The organism is Mycolicibacterium sphagni (assembly GCF_002250655.1).
Taxonomy (GTDB): Bacteria; Actinomycetota; Actinomycetes; order Mycobacteriales; family Mycobacteriaceae; genus Mycobacterium; species Mycobacterium sphagni.
Genome location: NZ_NOZR01000018.1, coordinates 90368 through 107934, shown reverse-complemented (window position 1 = coordinate 107934; position 17567 = coordinate 90368). Strand labels below are relative to the sequence as shown.

18 protein-coding genes are annotated in these 17567 nt (G+C 65.7%); 5 read left to right on the top strand and 13 right to left on the bottom strand.

Annotated elements, in window-relative coordinates; translation table 11 throughout:
* Positions 1 to 18: 18 nt before the first annotated feature.
* The 4 genes from CG716_RS31155 to CG716_RS19975 all read right to left on the bottom strand — a co-directional run bounded on the left by CG716_RS31155 (position 19) and on the right by CG716_RS19975 (position 5968).
* Positions 19 to 2412, bottom strand: coding sequence for an IniB N-terminal domain-containing protein (locus CG716_RS31155; protein WP_094482786.1), 2394 nt, complete (start codon positions 2410 to 2412; stop codon positions 19 to 21).
* 390 nt (positions 2413 to 2802) lie between these two features.
* The gene (usfY, locus tag CG716_RS19985) at positions 2803 to 3099 is read right to left on the bottom strand and encodes a protein UsfY (protein ID WP_094482784.1); all 297 of its coding nucleotides are present in this window, start codon (positions 3097 to 3099) and stop codon (positions 2803 to 2805) included.
* A 178-nt stretch (positions 3100 to 3277) separates the two neighbouring features.
* Positions 3278 to 4546: a L,D-transpeptidase gene (locus CG716_RS19980; RefSeq protein ID WP_094482782.1), complete on the bottom strand. Its 1269-nt coding sequence runs from the start codon at positions 4544 to 4546 to the stop codon at positions 3278 to 3280.
* Between the two features lie 165 nt (positions 4547 to 4711).
* Positions 4712 to 5968, bottom strand: coding sequence for a L,D-transpeptidase (locus CG716_RS19975; RefSeq protein ID WP_094482780.1), 1257 nt, complete (start codon positions 5966 to 5968; stop codon positions 4712 to 4714).
* A 148-nt stretch (positions 5969 to 6116) separates the two neighbouring features.
* Between CG716_RS19975 and CG716_RS19970 the strand changes: the two genes are divergently transcribed.
* Positions 6117 to 6968 (top strand): NYN domain-containing protein, encoded by an 852-nt coding sequence (locus CG716_RS19970; RefSeq protein WP_094482778.1) that lies wholly within the window; start codon positions 6117 to 6119, stop codon positions 6966 to 6968.
* A 34-nt stretch (positions 6969 to 7002) separates the two neighbouring features.
* Here CG716_RS19970 and CG716_RS19965 read toward each other — a convergent pair whose 3' ends face one another.
* Both CG716_RS19965 and CG716_RS19960 read right to left on the bottom strand, forming a co-directional pair.
* Positions 7003 to 7707 (bottom strand): hotdog fold domain-containing protein, encoded by a 705-nt coding sequence (locus CG716_RS19965; RefSeq protein ID WP_110883957.1) that lies wholly within the window; start codon positions 7705 to 7707, stop codon positions 7003 to 7005.
* Positions 7704 to 8255: a class I SAM-dependent methyltransferase gene (locus CG716_RS19960; protein ID WP_094482776.1), complete on the bottom strand. Its 552-nt coding sequence runs from the start codon at positions 8253 to 8255 to the stop codon at positions 7704 to 7706. The genes CG716_RS19965 and CG716_RS19960 overlap by 4 nt, the downstream gene beginning before the upstream one ends.
* A gap of 229 nt (positions 8256 to 8484) precedes the next feature.
* Here CG716_RS19960 and CG716_RS19955 point away from each other — a divergent pair, with 229 nt between their 5' ends.
* Together CG716_RS19955 and CG716_RS19950 are read left to right on the top strand one after the other, a co-directional pair.
* Positions 8485 to 9864, top strand: a complete 1380-nt coding sequence (locus CG716_RS19955) for a DEAD/DEAH box helicase (protein ID WP_094482774.1) — start codon at positions 8485 to 8487, stop codon at positions 9862 to 9864.
* A 75-nt stretch (positions 9865 to 9939) separates the two neighbouring features.
* Positions 9940 to 10143, top strand: a complete 204-nt coding sequence (locus tag CG716_RS19950) for a cold-shock protein (protein WP_094482772.1) — start codon at positions 9940 to 9942, stop codon at positions 10141 to 10143.
* A 62-nt stretch (positions 10144 to 10205) separates the two neighbouring features.
* Here CG716_RS19950 and CG716_RS19945 read toward each other — a convergent pair whose 3' ends face one another.
* Both CG716_RS19945 and CG716_RS19940 read right to left on the bottom strand, forming a co-directional pair.
* Positions 10206 to 10709 (bottom strand): DUF5994 family protein, encoded by a 504-nt coding sequence (locus CG716_RS19945; RefSeq protein WP_234817930.1) that lies wholly within the window; start codon positions 10707 to 10709, stop codon positions 10206 to 10208.
* 139 nt (positions 10710 to 10848) lie between these two features.
* On the bottom strand, positions 10849 to 11448 hold the full coding sequence (locus tag CG716_RS19940; protein ID WP_094482768.1) for a TetR/AcrR family transcriptional regulator: 600 nt from the start codon (positions 11446 to 11448) through the stop codon (positions 10849 to 10851).
* Between the two features lie 185 nt (positions 11449 to 11633).
* Here CG716_RS19940 and CG716_RS19935 point away from each other — a divergent pair, with 185 nt between their 5' ends.
* Together CG716_RS19935 and CG716_RS19930 are read left to right on the top strand one after the other, a co-directional pair.
* Complete coding sequence (locus tag CG716_RS19935) at positions 11634 to 12440, top strand: class I SAM-dependent methyltransferase (RefSeq protein WP_094482766.1); 807 nt, start codon at positions 11634 to 11636, stop codon at positions 12438 to 12440.
* Positions 12440 to 12625, top strand: a complete 186-nt coding sequence (locus tag CG716_RS19930) for a hypothetical protein (RefSeq protein WP_094482764.1) — start codon at positions 12440 to 12442, stop codon at positions 12623 to 12625. The genes CG716_RS19935 and CG716_RS19930 overlap by 1 nt, the downstream gene beginning before the upstream one ends.
* Before the next feature lie 6 nt (positions 12626 to 12631).
* Here CG716_RS19930 and CG716_RS19925 read toward each other — a convergent pair whose 3' ends face one another.
* The 5 genes from CG716_RS19925 to CG716_RS19905 form a co-directional block, all read right to left on the bottom strand.
* Positions 12632 to 13435: a transglutaminase-like domain-containing protein gene (locus CG716_RS19925; protein ID WP_165774219.1), complete on the bottom strand. Its 804-nt coding sequence runs from the start codon at positions 13433 to 13435 to the stop codon at positions 12632 to 12634.
* A 58-nt stretch (positions 13436 to 13493) separates the two neighbouring features.
* A complete protein-coding gene (locus CG716_RS19920) occupies positions 13494 to 14972 on the bottom strand; it encodes a glycoside hydrolase family 130 protein (RefSeq protein WP_094482762.1) in 1479 nt (492 codons plus the stop codon).
* Complete coding sequence (locus CG716_RS19915; RefSeq protein ID WP_165774218.1) at positions 14969 to 15991, bottom strand: glycosyltransferase; 1023 nt, start codon at positions 15989 to 15991, stop codon at positions 14969 to 14971. The genes CG716_RS19920 and CG716_RS19915 overlap by 4 nt, the downstream gene beginning before the upstream one ends.
* Positions 15988 to 17142, bottom strand: coding sequence for a glycosyltransferase (locus CG716_RS19910; RefSeq protein WP_234817929.1), 1155 nt, complete (start codon positions 17140 to 17142; stop codon positions 15988 to 15990). The genes CG716_RS19915 and CG716_RS19910 overlap by 4 nt, the downstream gene beginning before the upstream one ends.
* A gap of 143 nt (positions 17143 to 17285) precedes the next feature.
* Positions 17286 to 17534: an ANTAR domain-containing protein gene (locus CG716_RS19905; protein WP_094482758.1), complete on the bottom strand. Its 249-nt coding sequence runs from the start codon at positions 17532 to 17534 to the stop codon at positions 17286 to 17288.
* Positions 17535 to 17567 lie beyond the last annotated feature (33 nt).

The following is a 17567-nucleotide window of genomic DNA, read 5'->3' as shown; positions in this document are numbered from 1 at the left end:
TTGTGTCAGGTCTTCGGGTCAGAAGCCCACGTGGTGGTCGAGCTGGCTGTGCGACGCCACATCGGTGCTCGCCGGGCTGTGCGCGGTGGCGCTGTCGCTTGTGTCGTACAGCGAGTGGCTCGAGTAGTCGGTGCTCGCATGAGCCGCCGACTGATCGACGGTCGAGTGCTCCGGAGCCGGGGTGACGGCGGCCGCATGGCTCGAGGAGTCGATGGCCGCGTGCTGGTCGACCGTTGCCGAGTCATGCGTGGTGCCCAAGGAGCTCGAGCCGCCCGCGTTGACGCTGCCCTGCGAGCTGGTGATCACCGAGCCGCCGTTGGACCCGGCCGAGACCGCGCCGCCGGCGGCCGTGGAGCCATCGGTGTGGATGACGCTGCCCTGCGAAGGGGCCGCCGCCGAGCCATGCGGTGTCGTCGTCGCGGTGGTGCTGGCTCCGGTGTTGACCGTGCCCTGCCCGCCGAGTGCCGCGGTGTCGTGGCCGAGGATGTCGGCCTGACCGCCAAAGGCGTTCTGGACAGCGCTGTTTCCACCCGCGGTCACATGATCTGCCGACGCGCCGCCGGTCGCCGAGCCTGCCGCCTGGACCGAGTTGTGGACGTTCAGGCTCGTTGCCTCGTGGTTGAGGAAGCTGGCGCTGCCACCCGCGGAGGCATTGGTGCCACCGCTGATGCCGGCGCCAGTGGTGATTCCGGTGTGTCCGCCGGCGTCAATCACCGAGGCCGCCTCGGCGTTGGTGTGCCCGCCGACCGATCCACCCGCATTGGTCTGGCCACCGAAGGCGCCGCCCACGTTGGTCTGCCCACCAAAGCCGCCGCCGAGGTTGGTCTGCCCACCTAGTGCCGCACCGTCATTGTGCAGGAAGCTCACTGCCGCAGTGTTGCTCGCGGCGGCCTGTGCACTCGCGGACGCACTCACACCGCCCAGCGGGGTGCTGAAACCCGCGGCCGTCGTGCTGCTCATCGCGGTGTTGCCGCCCGCGGTCAGGCCGCCGCCACCCAGGCCGATGGCCCCGCCGCCTGCGGCAGCGGTCTGGTTGCTGAAGCCGGCACCGCCCAGCGGGCTGCTGAAGCCAACGTTGGACGTGCTGTTGAAGTTCGCGTTCTCCTGCGCGCTCAAGCCGGTTCCGACGTTGGCGGCGGCGCCACCACTGGCACTCGCCGTGCCGTTGAACGCAGCGCGTCGTTCGGCGTCGATCCCAGTGCCGGCGTCGCTGACGCGAGCCCGGTCGTGCATTTGCGCACCGCCGCCGAACTGGGTGTTGCCGCCGGCCGCGAGGCCGCCGCCGGCATGGGCGCCGGCACCGAACTGGCCGCCGCCCTGAGCCCCGAACCCGCTGTGCTCGTGGATGTTAGCGCCGCCGCCGACATGGGTGCGACCGCCGAGCTCCGCACCGCCGCCAACCTCGGCACCGCCGCCAGCGTGGAAACCACCGCCGACTTCGGCGCCACCACCGGCACCGAACCCGGTGCCGACACCGAGCCCGCTGTGCCCGCCGAGCTCGGCACCGCCTTCGAATTCGCCGCCGAAGCCCATCTCGGCGCCGACGCCGGAATGGAATCCGCCACCGAGCTCAGCGCCACCACCGGCACCGATACCCGTACCGAAGCCGGTGCCCAGACCAACCCCAGTCTGGCCACCGAACTCGGCACCTCCACCGAGCTCCGCACCCATTCCGGTGTGGAACCCGGCGCCCATCTCAGCGCCCAGCCCGGTCTCGAATCCACCACCGGTCTGGAAACCACCGCCGGTGCCGAAACCGCCACCAAGGCCGGTTCCCAGACCGAGCCCGGTCTGGCCACCGAATTCGGTGCCCCCGCCGACCTCAGCACCCATACCGGCGTGGAAGCCCGCTTCGACCTCAACGCTCATTCCGGCCTCGAAGCCGGCGCCCATCTCGGCACCCAGGCCGGACTGGAATCCGCCGCCCGTGCCGAAACCGCCACCAAAACCGCCGCCGACGCCGGTGCCCAGGCCAACGCCGGTCGCGCCGCCCAGTTCGGCACCGCCGCCGAGCGCCGCGCCCAGCCCGGCGCCAAGGCCTTCGCCCAGGCCGACGCCGAACCCGTCGCTCACCGCGCCGGCCAAGGAGGAGCCGCCGTCGACGCCGAGATCCAGCCCCTGGTTGTCGATCACGTTGGCGGCCACGCCGGGGGCCGACAGGAAGCCCGGCGCAACATTTTCCACCGGCGCAAAGCCGTACTGGTTCGAAAGCGCCTGTGCCAGGCCGGACACCGGGTCCGCCCCGGCGAGCTCAAGGCCCGGGATCGCGGAGGCCGCAACCGACTGAATCTGCTCAGGGCTGACATTGGCCAGGCCCGCGTTGGCCAGCGCCGCGTTCGGGTCTGCGACGTAGTTCTGGGCGGCCGATTCGTTGTTGAACAGGTCGAGGATGAATTGGATCAGGTTGTCCATGGGAGTTCCTTCCGGTGATTACTGATCACGCTATGAAGAACACGCGCATTGAGAAACGGGGCGCGGTCCCCTACCCGATACAGGTAGTACCGGGATATCCCAGCAATCCCCATTAGGGGGTTAGGGGATCGCTAGGGCGTGCACCGCGGCTCTGGCAGGACACAGGGAGTCGATTCGGTATAAATACTGTTCACAGCGCCAAATAAGGGCAATGGCGGGGTGTGAACTGATTCACAACCGTGACCTCAATATTGACATTCAGGAAATTATCAGCAAATGCGATGAGCGCGAATTTGCACGTGGCGCCGCGTTCTGGGCCCACACGGCGACTCCACGCCCGGGCAATGCCCGAGCGCTTGAACGCGAAAACCCCCGCTAAGCGGTGTGGTGTTAGCGCGCCTGGTCGGGATGTTCCGCGAACCAGCGGCGCTCCACGCGCATCACTCGGGAATGCTCCGCCATGATCAGAAGCGCGCCCACGATCAGCAGGCCCGCCGCGACCGAACCGAGCATCAACAGCAGCTCATGGTGGTTGTACGCCAGCGCAGCGATGATGCCGGCGAAGCCGATCACCCCGAGGGCGATCAGGAATAACCCGGGCAGCCACAGTGTGTCGACGAACGATTCGCCGGCATGGGGTTGAGTTGTTCGGGAGTGATCAATCGGATCGCGATATGCACCCTTCATCGCGCCTCCCTTTCCTTCTAGAGACGCTTTCCACGCTACGCCTGATGTGAGCCGCATCACACGACGCCAATGCCATGGGCCCGACGCCCGCGGCACATCAGCCCACAGTCAAAGAGAAGTAGCGCTGCGCTACTACGGGCTCCGGCCAACCTGTCAGAAGCCAGAACCGAAACAAGCCTTACGGCTTGGGCGTGAGCGCACTGCCCTTCAGCCAGTCGCCCCACGGCAGGGTCCAGTCGCCGTTCTGCCAGATCTTCAGCGCCGGGCCGCCGGTGTTCTTGACCTGGACGATGTCACCGGGCTGGGCGAAGTTGTAGAACCAGGCCGCGTTTTCGCCGTTGAGGTTCAGGCAGCCGTGCGAGACATTGGTGTTGCCCTGCGCCCAAGTGGTCGCGTTGAGCTGGTGCAGATAGATGCCGTCGGTGCTGATCCGGGTGGCATACGGGATCTTCAGCTTGTAGCCCATCGACGAGTCCACCGGCAGACCGTAGGTCGACGAATCCATCGTCACCGATTCGGCCTTGTCGATCACCGTATAGACCCCCGGCGGCGTCCAGAACGAAAAGTCCCGTCCGGCAATCGTTTCGTAGCCACCCTTGCCCATCGACGTGGGCATCGACCGAACCAGCTTGCCGCCGTCGAACACGCTGACGGTCTTGGTGGTGTCGTCCGCGATGGTGACGTGCGCATCGCCGACGGTGAAACCGGCCTTGGCATTTGCGTCGCCGTACAACCCGTCGCCAAGGCGCACCCCAAAGATGTTGGCGGACACGCTCACTGCGGTACCGGGCGGGTAGTAATTCTCCGGCCGCCAGTGCGCGGTCTTGTCGTCTACCCAGTACCAAGATCCCTGCACGGGCGGGTTGGTGGTCACCACCAGGTTGCGTTCCGCGGCGGCCTTGTCGGTGATCTGCTCGTCGAACCGCGCCGCGATGATCGTGCCGATGCCGTAGCGCATGTCCTCGTGGATCGGCAGACCACCCGGCGTCTCGAGGTACACATCGACGAGGTTGTCGGGCGATGCGGTGGTGAAGGTGGTGGTCCGTGCCAGCGGCACACCGCTGGCACTCAGGCTGGCCACCTGCATGGTGTACGTGCGCCCGTACTTGAGCGGCCCGGTCGGCTGCCACGACGAGCCGTCCGGCGACAACGCCCCGGGCACGGTCTTGCCGTAATCGTCGACCAACGACACATTGGTCAGGTTGCCGCCGACCACCTGGGCGGACACCCGGCTCAGCGGGCTGAGGTCCTGCGAGCCGTTCTGCGGCGCGACGCCGAGCAGTGGCGGCTTCGGCAGTGCCGGCGGCAACTGCACCTGGGCGGTGGCGGTGGCCGTCTTACACCCGTCGCGGCAGCCGGGCAGCCCGGCGACGTCACTCACCAGGACACCCAGGAGTAACACCCCCACGACCAGGCTTGCCGTGCGCGCACGACGGGAAAAGACCACCTAAATCACTCCAGAACTGGTCGACGATGAGTTGCCGGCGTCACCATTGACGCCTGAGATCATAGACGCCTACAGGCCTGTCGTGTCACCTGACGACAGCTGACGCGGCCGTCAGCTGCAGCAAACATCCAATCATTAGCGGAATTTAACTTTTCCGTCGCCAACTCAGTGCGACGCGCTGCCTTTGAGCCACTCGCTCCACGGCAGCGTCCAGTCGCCGTTTTCGGTCAGTTTCAGTGGCGGACCGCCGGTGTTGCGGACCTCGACGACGTCGCCGGGCACCGAGAAGTCATAGAACCAGGCGGCGTTCTCGTCGCTGAGGTTCAGGCAGCCGTGCGAGGTGTCGGTGTTGCCCTGCGCCCACACGGTTGCATTCAGCTGGTGCAGGTAGATGCCGTCAGGGCTGATGCGGGTGGCGTAAGGGATGGACTCGCGGTAGCCGAGCCGGGAGTTGATCGGCAGGCCGTAGGTGGACGAGTCCATGATCACCGGGTTGGCCTTGTCCATGACGGTGTAGACACCGGGCGGTGTCCAGAACGTCAGTGTCTGGTCACCGATCGTCTCCGAGCCACCGCGGCCCATCGAGGTCGGCATGGTGCGCACCAGGTTCCCGTTGTCGTAGACGCTGACCTGCTTGGTGTTGTCGTCGGCGACGGAGACGTGCGCGTCTCCGATGGTGAACGTCGCCGTGGAATCCTCTTCGCCGTACAAGCCGTCGGCCAGCGGCACGCCGTAGACATTGGCATGCACGCTCACCGAAGTGCCTGGCGCGTAATACTTTTCCGGACGCCAATGGGCGTTCTGGTCGTCGAACCAGTACCACGATCCGCGCACCGGTGGGTTGGTGGTGACCGACAGGTGTTGCTCGGCGGCTGCCCGGTCGGTGATGGGTTCGTCGAAGTGCGCGACGACGACGGTGCCGATTCCGAACCGGCCACCGTCCAGCGGATGACCGGCCGGCGTGGTCAGGGACACCTCGGTCTGGTCGCTGGGCACCAGGGTCTGGAAGGTCGACGACAGTTCGGACGGCACACCGCCGGGGCCGCGGGCGTCAACCGTCAGGGTGTAGGTGCGTCCGTATCCGAGCGGGACGGTGGGCTTCCAGGTCTTGAAGTCGGGGGTGACGACACCGGGCACAGGCTTGTCGGCGTCATTGACCATCGTGACGCGGGTCAGCATGCCGCTGGAGGCCACGGCGGTGATCCCGCCCAGCGGGTCGACGTTGGTGGCTCCATCGGCAGGAGTGAGCGTGACGGCGGCCGGATCCTTCGACGGTGCCGGCTGCGGGTCGCGGGCGGCGGCCTCGGTGCGGCAGTGCTCGGGACAGCGCGGCACATCGGTGACGACGGCACCGCCGAGGATGGCCAGCACCGCGAGGACGAGGCCGAGGCTCGCCCCACGCGCACGACGACTGAAGGTCAACTAGTTACTCCATGACGAAAGTATTGGGTCGGCCGCTGTTGCCGGGATACCGATGATCGATCGGCCCCTGAAGCATAGACGTTCCGGCGCCCCGTCACGTTCGGGCAAAGGCGCGTGCCGCGTCACAACATGGACAAGACTCGAGCACATGACCGAACCCGGTGCTGCACGTGTCGCGGTGTACCTCGACTTCGACAACATCGTCATCTCGCGTTACGACCAGGTGAACGGCCGCAACTCTTTTCAACGCGACAAGGCCAAGGGTTTGGAGGCTGCCAAGCTGGCTCGCGCCCGCGTCGACGTGGGTGCGATCCTGGACTTCGCGTCGTCGTTCGGAACGGTGGTACTCACCCGCGCGTACGCCGACTGGTCGGCTGACGTCAACGCCGAGTACCGCGAGCAATTGGTGGGCCGGGCCGTGGATCTGGTGCAGCTATTCCCCGCGGCGGCGTACGGCAAAAACGGCGCCGACATCCGGCTGGCGGTCGACGCCGTCGAGGACATGTTCAGGTTGCCCGACCTGACCCACGTGGTGATCGTGGCCGGCGACTCCGACTACATTCCGCTCGCGCAGCGCTGTAAGCGGCTGGGCCGCTACGTCGTCGGCATCGGCGTGGCCGGCTCCTCGAGCCGGGTGCTGGCGGCGGCGTGCGACGACTTCGTCGTCTATGATTCGCTGCCCGGGGTGCCGGTGTTCGAACCGCACGCGGCCGAGGAACCGGTGAAGCGGACCAAGCGCGCCACGTCCACCGAGGTCGAGCCGCCCGACCCGCAAACCGCGGCCACCGCGCTGCTGAAGCGGGCGCTGCAGATAGGCCTCGAGAAGGACGACGTCGACTGGCTTCACAACTCGGCGGTCAAGGCACAGATGAAGCGCATGGACCCGTCGTTCTCGGAGAAGTCGTTGGGCTTCAAGTCGTTCAGCGACTTCTTGCGCTCGCGCACCGACGTGGTGGAGCTCGACGAGAGCTCGACCACCCGAATGGTGAAGCTGCGGTAGCGGCGGGCTGTAGCGCAGCGAGCGAGGGAAGGCTCTAGGCGGTGGAGTCGATCCACACCGCGCGCGCAGCCGCGAGCAGTTCGCCCTGCCCGGTGTAGAGGGCCGAACGCGCACCGATCTTGCGGCCCTCATGCCAGTCCGAGGTAGCGACCACCACGCATTGCTCGCCCACCCGCGGCAGCCGGTCGATGTGGGCGGTCATCCGGCCCAGCACCGCGACGCCGCCCGGGATGCGGTCGAACGCCGCCCACCCGCCGGGGCAGTCCAGCGCCGCCCACACGATCTCGGGTCGCACGATCCCGTCGTCGGCCAGCGATTCGTCGGGTGCCCATCGGTCAGCCAAAATCGACCGGCCTGTTATGCGTTTTGCGAAGATCCGTAACCCGTCACCGGTCTCCCGATCCGGGCCGCAGGTGAAGCAGCTGCGAAAGGGATGGTTGGCATCGGCCAGTGCGGGCACGGCGTCGGCGGGAATGTCCAGCACCGGCGGCATGACGTCGATGGGTTCGTCGACCGGCTTGGCCACGGCCACCACGTCCCCTCCGGCCGGGCGCACCTCGTACACCGGGCCCGCCAGCTCGACCAGCAGCTCGGTGTCCAGCGGAGGTGGCTTGTGCAATGTCACTTCGACCAAGTCGGCCGCGACGTGGCCGGCGATCACACCGCAGGCGTATCCGCCGTTGGCGCTGCCGGGCGGCCCGTTGAATCGTCCAGCGAACATCACGGACGGCTCGGTCAAGGCCGCTCCCCTTTCACCCGCGCCAACAGCCACGCCTGGCCGTCGCCTTCGCCCGCGGCGAGTACGTGCAGATCCGCGAACGCATCGTCGAGTTCCCCTGCCGAGGCGCGGAAAAACCCGGGTTGCGCGCCGACTTCGCTGAGCACACTGATCGCCAGCAGACCGCCGGCCACCAGCCGGTCCACCATCGCCGGATACAACCGGCGGTCGCGGAACAGGTGGCACAGGATCATGTCGACAGGCGGCCCGGGCGGCAGTCCGTCGTCGAGATCGACCACCGAGAACCGGCACCGATCGGTGACATCAAGGCGGTGCGCCAACTCCTGCGCCTGCTCGATCGCGACGGGCGAGACGTCCACACCCCATACGCTCAGACCGCGCCGGGCCAGCCAGACCGTCGCCGCACCCGATCCGCAGGCCAGCTCCAGCGCCTGCCCATCGGCGGGGATCGCATCCACATACCGCGCGAATATCTGAGGCACGGCGGGTGGACCACCGGTTCGGCCCAGATATTTCTGGTCCCAACGGACGCGATCGGTGTCGGCCACGTCACCACGGTAGACGTGCAATGACGAACGCTTGTGCTGCTATGCTGATCCCAACGTTGGCGTCACGACAAAGTCGCCAATACGTCGTGGAACACTTTCACTTCACCGGCATTTCCGGAATTCCGGAAGCCGAGTTCAGCTGATCAGTGCCCCCCAGGCACGCAGTCTCGCGGCGATCGATATTGCTCACCGGCAATCTCGCCACCTCTCTCGATGCCCGAAAGGCACCATGCAAACCGAATCAACGTTCGCCGACCTCGGCGTGCGCCCCTCACTGGTGCGCGCACTGTCCGACAACGGCATCACCGATCCTTTCCCGATCCAAGTCTCGACCCTGCCGGACACCTTGGCCGGCCGCGACGTGCTGGGCCGCGGTAAGACCGGCAGCGGCAAGACGCTGGCGTTTTCGATCCCGCTGGTCAGTCGGCTGGCCGATACCACTCGCCGCGCTTCGCGCCCCTCGGGCCTGGTGCTTGCACCAACCCGCGAACTGGCCACCCAGATCACCGCGGCGCTGCAGCCGCTGGCTGACGCCTGCGGCCTGAAGGTCACCACCATCTTCGGTGGCGTGCCGCAGAACAAGCAGGTCAAGGCACTGCAGTCAGGTGTCGACATCGTCGTCGCCTGCCCGGGCCGTCTTGAAGACTTGATGCGTCAACGCCTGATCACACTCGACGCCGTCGAGATCACCGTGATCGACGAGGCCGACCACATGGCCGACCTGGGCTTCCTGCCGGGCGTCACCCGGATCCTGGCGGCCACCCCGGCCGGCGGGCAGCGGCTGCTGTTCTCGGCGACACTGGACAACGGTGTCGACAAGCTGGTCAGCCGGTTCCTGCGTAACGAGGTGTCCCACGCCGTCGACTCCGACCAGTCGCCGGTGGACGCCATGACCCACCACGTGTTCCATGTGTCCAGCGCCGAGGCCAAGAAGCAACTGGTGCATACGCTGGCCTCAGGCACCGGCCGCCGAATCCTGTTCCTGCGCACCAAGCATCACGCCCGCAAGCTGGCCAAGCAGTTGACTGATGCGGGCATTCCGTCAGTTGACTTGCACGGCAACCTTTCTCAGCCGGCGCGCGACCGCAACCTGGCGGCATTCTCCGCCGGGACGGCGCGGGTGCTGGTCGCCACCGACATCGCCGCTCGCGGTGTCCACGTCGACGACGTGGAGCTGGTGGTGCACATCGATCCGCCCGCCGAGCATAAGGCTTATCTGCACCGGTCCGGCCGCACCGCACGAGCGGGACGGGCGGGCGACGTCGTGACCGTGGTGCTGCCCGAGCAGCGCCGCGACACCCAGGCATTGTTGCGCAAGGCCGGGATCAAGGCCGCACCCCAACAGGTTTCAGCTGATTCGGCTGAGGTGCAGGCGCTGGTCGGCGAAGTCGCGCCGTATCAGGCACCGACGGCCGCGCCTGTGGCCTCCGCGCCCAAGCGCCACTCCCCGGCTCAGCGCCGCCCCAGTGGCGGTGGCCAAGCCGGTCGCAGCGGCCAGAACGGCCGCGGTGGCAGCGGCGGCCAATCCGGCCAATCCAGCCACGGCGGTAACGGCCAGCCCGGCCGTCGCCGCGCCCGCCGACCGCGTTCGGCGGTTGGCGCCAAATAGATTTCGTTCCGGCGGGCCCGCCGGAACGATTAACGGATGCTGTCTGCATCCATCTGAATGAGAGAAGAAAAAGTAATGGCACAGGGAACTGTGAAGTGGTTCAACGGCGAAAAGGGCTTCGGCTTCATCGCTCCCGACAGTGGCGACCAGGATCTGTTCGTTCACTACTCGGAAATCCAGGGCAGCGGCTTCAAGTCGCTCGAGGAGAACCAGCGTGTTCAGTTCGAGGTCGGACAGGGCCCCAAGGGCCCGCAGGCGACCAAGGTCTCCGCGGTCTAATCGAACCCCATACCACAAGCGAGGGCTGGTGCGGCAATGCCGTACCAGCCCTTAGCTTTTGGTTAGTCTTTAGAAGCGACCGCTTCGGTCGGGCTATCCAGTATGCGGGCCGCCGAGGACGCACTTTGCACCCGTGCGGCTTGCAGCACCCGATCGGCCACCGCGTATTCCGGAGCATCGCGGTCATCACTCATCACCGGCATGGCGGCCGCCTGACGCATGACCATCCAGCCAAGTGCCTGAGTGGTCGTGTGCGGGACGACCAGTATTCGGGCGCAGCCTGTTCGGCCGACAACAACCATGATGCGTTGGCGGCTGTCGTTCCAGCGCATGGCTCGCATCGCGGTCGCGAAATGGTTATCCAACATGGGCGCCGCCGCGGTGGCCGACCAATTGATGTCGATGTCGAGGATCTCCCCGAGCGGCACGTGCAGAACATCGATGAGGTCAGGCAATTCACTGGCCAGCGAACCGGTGCGCGGCCACCACGCCCCGTCGATGTCGCCGCCCAGAATCGCGTTGAGAGTAAGGCGTACCGGACTGGCCCTTCGGCGCGATCCGCGCATGCCGTTCATGAAAATGCCGCAGTAGAGAGTTGATTCATAAGCGTTCCTCACGCAGCAGGCTGGTCGATCCGCAGACATCGCGCGAAACGGACCACCTTTGAGACTACCCTGCGCGCTGCGAAGTCACCGCCGGGCCACGTCAGCGCTGCGGCTCGACAATGTCCTTGATCATGCTGCACACAGTCGTGAGGGTGCGCTCGTCACGCGTCGACAAGGTCAGCACGAACGCGCCCTGGATCAGCGCCAGCACGCCATCGGCGAGTTCCTCGGTGGGCCGGTCGCGACGGATGTCGCCGCGTTCCTGCCCGCCCGCGAGTAACGCGGACAGCTGCGTCTTCCACATCCCGATCTGCATGGCCAGCTGCGGCCGGAAGTAGTCGGACGTCGCGCCGACCTCGGTGGAGAACTTTCCCGTCAGACACGCGGTCTGGAATCCGGACTTGATAAAGATCTGCGACATGTCCTTGAAGTAGCCGGTCAGCTGGTCGACGGTGGACAGGTCCGTGCGCGCGAACCAGGTTGCGAATAATCCGCCCTGGAACTGGATGTAGCGGTCGAGGACGGCCTGCGCGAACGCATCCTTGGACCCGAAGTGGTGATAGAAGGACCCCTTTGGAACGCCGGCTTCGGACAGAACGGCATCGATCGTCGTCCCATGGAAGCCGTTCTCATAGAAGAGCTTGATTCCGGCCCGTAGCAGCCGCTCCTTGTGCGGGAGGACCGCTTCCTGGGTAGTCATCCGAACCGCCTTCGTTATGCCGCTGAGGTGGGCTTTCCCACTATAGGGCGGTTTCAGCCGCCACTAGACCGAGTGGCCTAGACCACATCGTCCCATTCGGTGTGTGCTAGACCACATAGTCTAGACCAGTTCGTCTAGACGATTTAGTCTAGCGCGGAAGGGGTCGAGCGAACGGAGAGCCATCCATGAGCACCACTTACACACTCGGGCACGAGGACAGCGAGGTACGCCGGCTGCTGCTCCAGGGCAGGGTGTACTACTCCGACACCAGACACGCGTTGCTGATGGCGGGGCTGAAACCCGGGATGCGGGTCCTCGACATCGGCTCCGGACCCGGCGACGTCTCGTTCCTGGCCGCCGAACTCGTCGGACCGGGCGGGCAGGTGCACGGAGTCGACGCCGCCGACATCGTGCACCTGGCCCGCTCCCGCGCTGCCGACCGCGGCCTGACCAATGTGTCATTCACTCAGTCGGCGCTGGACGAGCTGGTCTTGGACGAGCCGGTGGACGCCGTCGTCGGGCGGCTGATCCTCATGCATCTACCCGACCCGGTTGCCGCACTGCGCCAGCTTGCGGGTCTAGTCCGGCCGGGCGGCGTGGTCGCCTTCTGCGAAAACGACATCGCCGCTGTACGCAGCTATCCCGAGATTCCGGTCTTTCGGCAAGTCACCGATGCGGTGGCGCGCTCATTCGAATCACTCAGCCTAGATATCTCGTTCGGCCCGAAACTGGGCGCGCTGTTTCAGGCGGCCGGGCTGGGCGTCCCGCGGATGGCGCTGGGTGCGCCACTCGGCGGTGCCGACGACATCGATCTGTTGCGCTACGCCGCGGAGATCTGGCGCTTGGTGTACCCGAGGGCCGCCCAGCTCGGGCTGACCGAGGGTTTGCCCGATCCCGACGAGATGTTGCCGGCGCTACAACGTGAGGTTGCCGCCGCGCGGGCCACCATCATGATGCCGCCGCAGATCACCGCCTGGGCACAGGTGCGGTGATGGTCGCTATCGGAGCCGGCGGTCTGTCGCCGGCACGCTTCCTGAGCCGGGTCATCACGTGGCTGCGGGCACCCGCGTTCGCCGAGCACGAGCGCGAACCCCGGGACAAGAGACGGCATTACCCGCCGCAGCGAGCCAGCTTCGTCGAGCAGGCGTCGATGTCGCGGGAGATGTACCGGCTATGAGCGGTCTCAGCCGATCGATACCAGTTGATCGATTGCGTCCCATGGCAGTTCGCCGTCGACGATCGCCATGACCTCGATGCGCTCCAGCGTGATGGCACCCTTGTGGTTGTCCAAGAAGGCGATGTCGGCCGCGTCACGACCGGTGGCGATCCGCACCAGCGACTGCCGTGGTGCCAGGAGCGTGCCATCGACCACCCGCCACTGGCCGTTCACATACGCTTCGACCACAGCATGGAAATCCATCGGATAGAGGCCCGGCGCGTAGGCCGACACGACTCGTGCCGGGACGTTGACCGCCCGCAGAAGTGCGACCACCAGGTGGGCGAAGTCGCGGCACACTCCCGCACCTGCCAACAGGGTGTCCACCGCTCCGTCGATCGGGTCGCTGGAGCCAGGCACGTAACTCAATCGGGCGCCCACCCACAACGACACCTTCTCCAGCAGGGCCTCCGAGTCGAGGTAGCTACCGAATTCCGTTGCGGCAAAGCCATAAAACTTGTCCGCCTCGGCGTATCGACTGGGACGCAGATACATCGACAAGTCGTACTCGGTGACCGGCGCCGGGTCGGTCCGGCCGGTGACCGTCGCCTCGTAGGCCACCTTCAGGCTGCCCACCGGAACCTCGAGTTTGTGGATGCGGTTACCGTGTGTGCCGCTGATCTCCAGAGCCGAGACTGGGGATCCGTTCAAGACGAATGACAAGGCCTCGGAAACCGAGGCGCCGGGATGCGGCGCGACAGCGATCTGGAACTCCAACGTCGTCGGGCCGGTGATCTCGACCTCAAGTTGCGCGCCCACTTCTCGCTTCATTCCGCCAATGATGCACCGTCGCGCGGCCGCGCGCCCGTTTGATCCCTACGCAGTGCTCTCAATCGCGCAGCGCCGACAATAGTTCGGGCATAGGAATGGTGGCGAAACCAATCGCGCCGTCGCCGATCCCGTAAGGCAGCACCAGGGTGTCCGCGTGGACGAGTGCGCCACAGGAGTAGACGACGTTCGGAACGTATCCATTCTGCTCTTCTGATGCGGGACTCAGTAGCGGCTCACGCAGGCGGCCAATCACTTTGGTCGGGTCATCGATGTCGAGCATCACGGCGCCTATCCGATAGGTGCGCATCGGCCCGACACCATGGGTGAGCACCAGCCATCCGGCATCGGTTTCGATCGGCGAACCGCAGTTTCCCAGTTGCACCACTTCCCAGGGGGCGACCGGGCGTTGGAATGCGCGCGCGTCCGTCCAGACAAAAGGGCGATCCGAAAATGCGATGGAATTCGACTCGCGGTCAGCCCTCGACAGAGCGGCGTAGCGGCCGTTGATACGGCGGGGAAACAGTGCCAAGCCCTTATTCGCCGCAGCGCGCCCCACCATCGGGGTCGAGGTGAATAACCGGAAGTCGTTCGTCTTGAGCAGCTGCTGGCTGATGACCGACCCGCTATAGGCGGTGTAGCTGGCGTAGTAAGTCTTCGACCCGTCGTCGTCGACGAAGCGAACGAAGCGGGCGTCTTCCATGCCGGCCGATTCCGCCTGGGTCGCGGGCCACAGGACTCGTTCGGAAATCGGTATCCGGTGCGAGAATTCGACAGCATAAGTCCGGTCGGCGATGGCCCGGATCTCGGAGATGGTCTCGAGCGCGCGTCCACGCGTACTCGAGTGGGCTTCCAGGAGTTTCAGTCGATCCTCGAGGTGGGCTCGGCTAAAACGCTCGCCGAGTGTGTCGAAGACGTAGTTGGCCGCCTCTCCCGCGTCGTGGAGCCGACCAAGCTCATTGCGGAACACCACTGCGTCCAGGAGAGCCGGCATCGTCGTTCCCACGGTGGCGAGCGCAGCGGGGGGCTCAACCTCGGGGCACCCGTACTCATCGATCACACCGGTTCGAAAGCCGACGGACGATCGGTGGCCTTCACCGACGCCGCGCACGCTCATCACGAATCGCAGGGTGCCTGCCGCCGTCCCCGTCTGATCCCAGTGCGGCACGATGCTGGGGTTGCACAGGGCAGCTCCTTCGATCGCGTACTCGCCGGTGAATGCCGCACCCAGAAGCAACATTCGGGCATCAGACACTGGTGCGCCCGGGCGCAGTCGATCAGCTAGCTCGCGTGCGTGCCGGCGAAAAGTCTCGCCGAGATTGCGGTGTCGGCTATCAAACCGGGCGATCACATCGTCCAACGAGCTCAGCACCTCGTCTTCACTCAACGCGAGAATGCGTGTCAGCACCGCTCCCGCGCGCGAGTCCTGATGCTCGAAACCTTCCTGCCCAGGCACGAACAGTCGGGCGACGACTCGTGATGGATCAGCCGTGAGCCGCAGTGGAACACGATTGACGATGCCGACGTTCGTCAACATCATCTCTGCAGCAACGATATTCGTTGGGCATGCTGCAATGTCGAGATCACTGCGAGGGTGGACTCCGTACCTTGATTGCGGTTGACACCGTCGGCGTGCAGACCGTCGAATCCGCCGCCGGTCTCGGGGTTCCACATGACCTCACCGGAGTCGTTGGAACCCGTGAACCACGACGCCGCAGCCCGCACTCCGTCGATCCACCTCGCGGCCGGGTCAACGGCAGCGGCGCGAGCGCACGCGTCCGCGAGACTTGAAACCTCGATCGGCTGCTGATCGAATGCGGGGCCGACATCACCTGGCCCACGTCCCCCAACCGGCGTCGGCGATAAGTGATCGCCGGAGGTTTCAATATCCAGAAGCCAGCCCAACAGGTCCAACCCCCGCTGCCAAAGGTTCGGCGCCTCCAACGCGACACCAGCCGCGATGATCGCTTCGGCGAGCAGCGCATTTGCGTAGGTCAGTCGCGGCTCGGGCCACGGCCAGTCAGCACTATCGTTGGGTGTCGGCAGCGAGACCGCATAATCGGTGATCAACTTTCGTGCAGCGCGATGATCGGGCTGAGCCGAAAGAACCTCCGCGGCACCTAATGCCGCATATGCCATTGCGCGCGGCCATGGAGACCGTACCTTCGCAGCGCGTTCGAACTGGACGAGCGCTGACTTGCGGACCCACACAACGTCGCTGCACGCCACTGCAGTGCCGAGTCCCCACAGGCATCGGCCCCAACAGTCGTTCAGGCTCGGTTCGTCCGTCCAGTTACCCGCGCTGTCCATGCGGTTTCGGCAGGCGCCACCCAGCGATTGGGCCTCGTTCAGAAATCGCAAGGAAACACCAGCCAGGCGATTGACTTCGCCGGACGGATCGGGCTCACGGGTGGTGACGACGAGCACACGGGCCACGTCATCCGTGCAATAGCCATGTTCGCGCCGCGGCTCGTCCAGACACGCGTGCTCGAACGTGCCGCGATGGTCGGTCATCCGCTGGAGGTGGCCGAAGTTCGCAATCGGTATATCGTCGCTCACACCAGTGCCGATCTCTTCGCGCAAAGTCGTTGCGCCAGAACAAGATAATCCCCGCCCACGACCGGCCAGGCCATTGTGGGCGCCAGCAGGCGCGCCCTTGCCGCCATGTGTCCGGCCAGGCGTGGTTGCGTCAGGACTGCGTGCAAAGCGGACCTCAGTGCCTCCGTATCGTTATGCGGGACAACGATTCCGGTACCGTCACTGAGTAGCTCGGCGGCATGGGGAAACGCGGTCGCCACGACCGGGCGTCCATTGGCAATCGCGTCAACCAGGACGCCCGAGGTTACTTGGTCGGTCGAGTCGTATGGCAAGACCACCACCGCGGCGGACTGCACCATCGCACCAAGTGCCGCGGCGTCATGGTAAGTGCCGTCGAAAGTCACCGAGGCGGCGACTCCGCGAGATCTTGCCCGCTCTCGCAGTTCATCGCGGTAGCCGTCGCCGTCAGCGGCGAGAACCTTCGGATGGGTGCGGCCGGCAACCAGATAGCGCGGGCTCCCGGGAAGCTCACTCAGCGAGTCCATCGCGTCGATGACGCGCTCGATGCCCTTGCCCGGCCCCAGCAGCCCCCACGTCAACAGCGTTGGGCGGCCTGAGCGCTTCACCTGGGCCTTGTCTGCCACTGTCGCTCCGTGCGGGATCGTCGCGATCTTTCGTCGGTCCACGTCGTAGCCTTCGCAGAGACGAACATGCGCAGCGGTCGTCATCACAACAACCTGATCAGCTTCGGCCGCAATCGTTTCCAGTACCCAACGCTGCCGTGGCGTCGGATCCTTGAGCACCGTATGAGCAACAACGATCGACGGGACCCGTAGCCCACGGATGATGTCGATGACTTCGTCGCCGTCGGCTCCACCGAAGATGCCGTATTCGTGTTGCACGACGACAACGTCAGATTGATTCAGTAGTCCTGCGGCGGCTGCCACCGATGCCGGCACTCCGTTGACCAACTCTCCGATGACCCCGACGTCGTCGCTGGGCGGCCCGTCGGCAATCCGAACCACGCTGACCGAGGCGCCGTTGGCGCGCAGCCCGTCGGACAGCGCCGCGCTGAACGTGGCCAGCCCACATCGCGTCGGCGGATACGTGCTGAGAATCCCGACGGTCGGGACGCGCGAAATACCCTGATGCGGAACCGGACTGGACTTCAACGATGGGAGTACGGAAAGAAAGTTCAAGGTGAATCCCGCCTGGCGGTTGTCACCGACGTGTCCGGCGTGAGCGAATGCTCGGCAAGTTCAGCGGCGGGCGGCTGACTTATTCCGGACTGGCTGGGTTTCCAACACCCCTCACGCTACACCCCGGGGGCAGGGGATGTGCGGGGCCGGGCGCGACGCACCGCCTCATCAACCAGGCTCTGAGCTACATCCACGAGCTTGCGTTGCTCGGCTTGGCTGATCGCTCGCAAATGACTCAGCGCATGCTCGGCACTACGCCCGGACCGTCCCCTGATGAGACCAACAACTCGATCGATCACCGGTCTGACCAGCAGCGCAGTCCGAAGACGCGCAGTCAGTACGTGCGCCCGCGAAAAGGTTCGCATCGTCAGGACCGAACTGATCGGATTCCACCACCC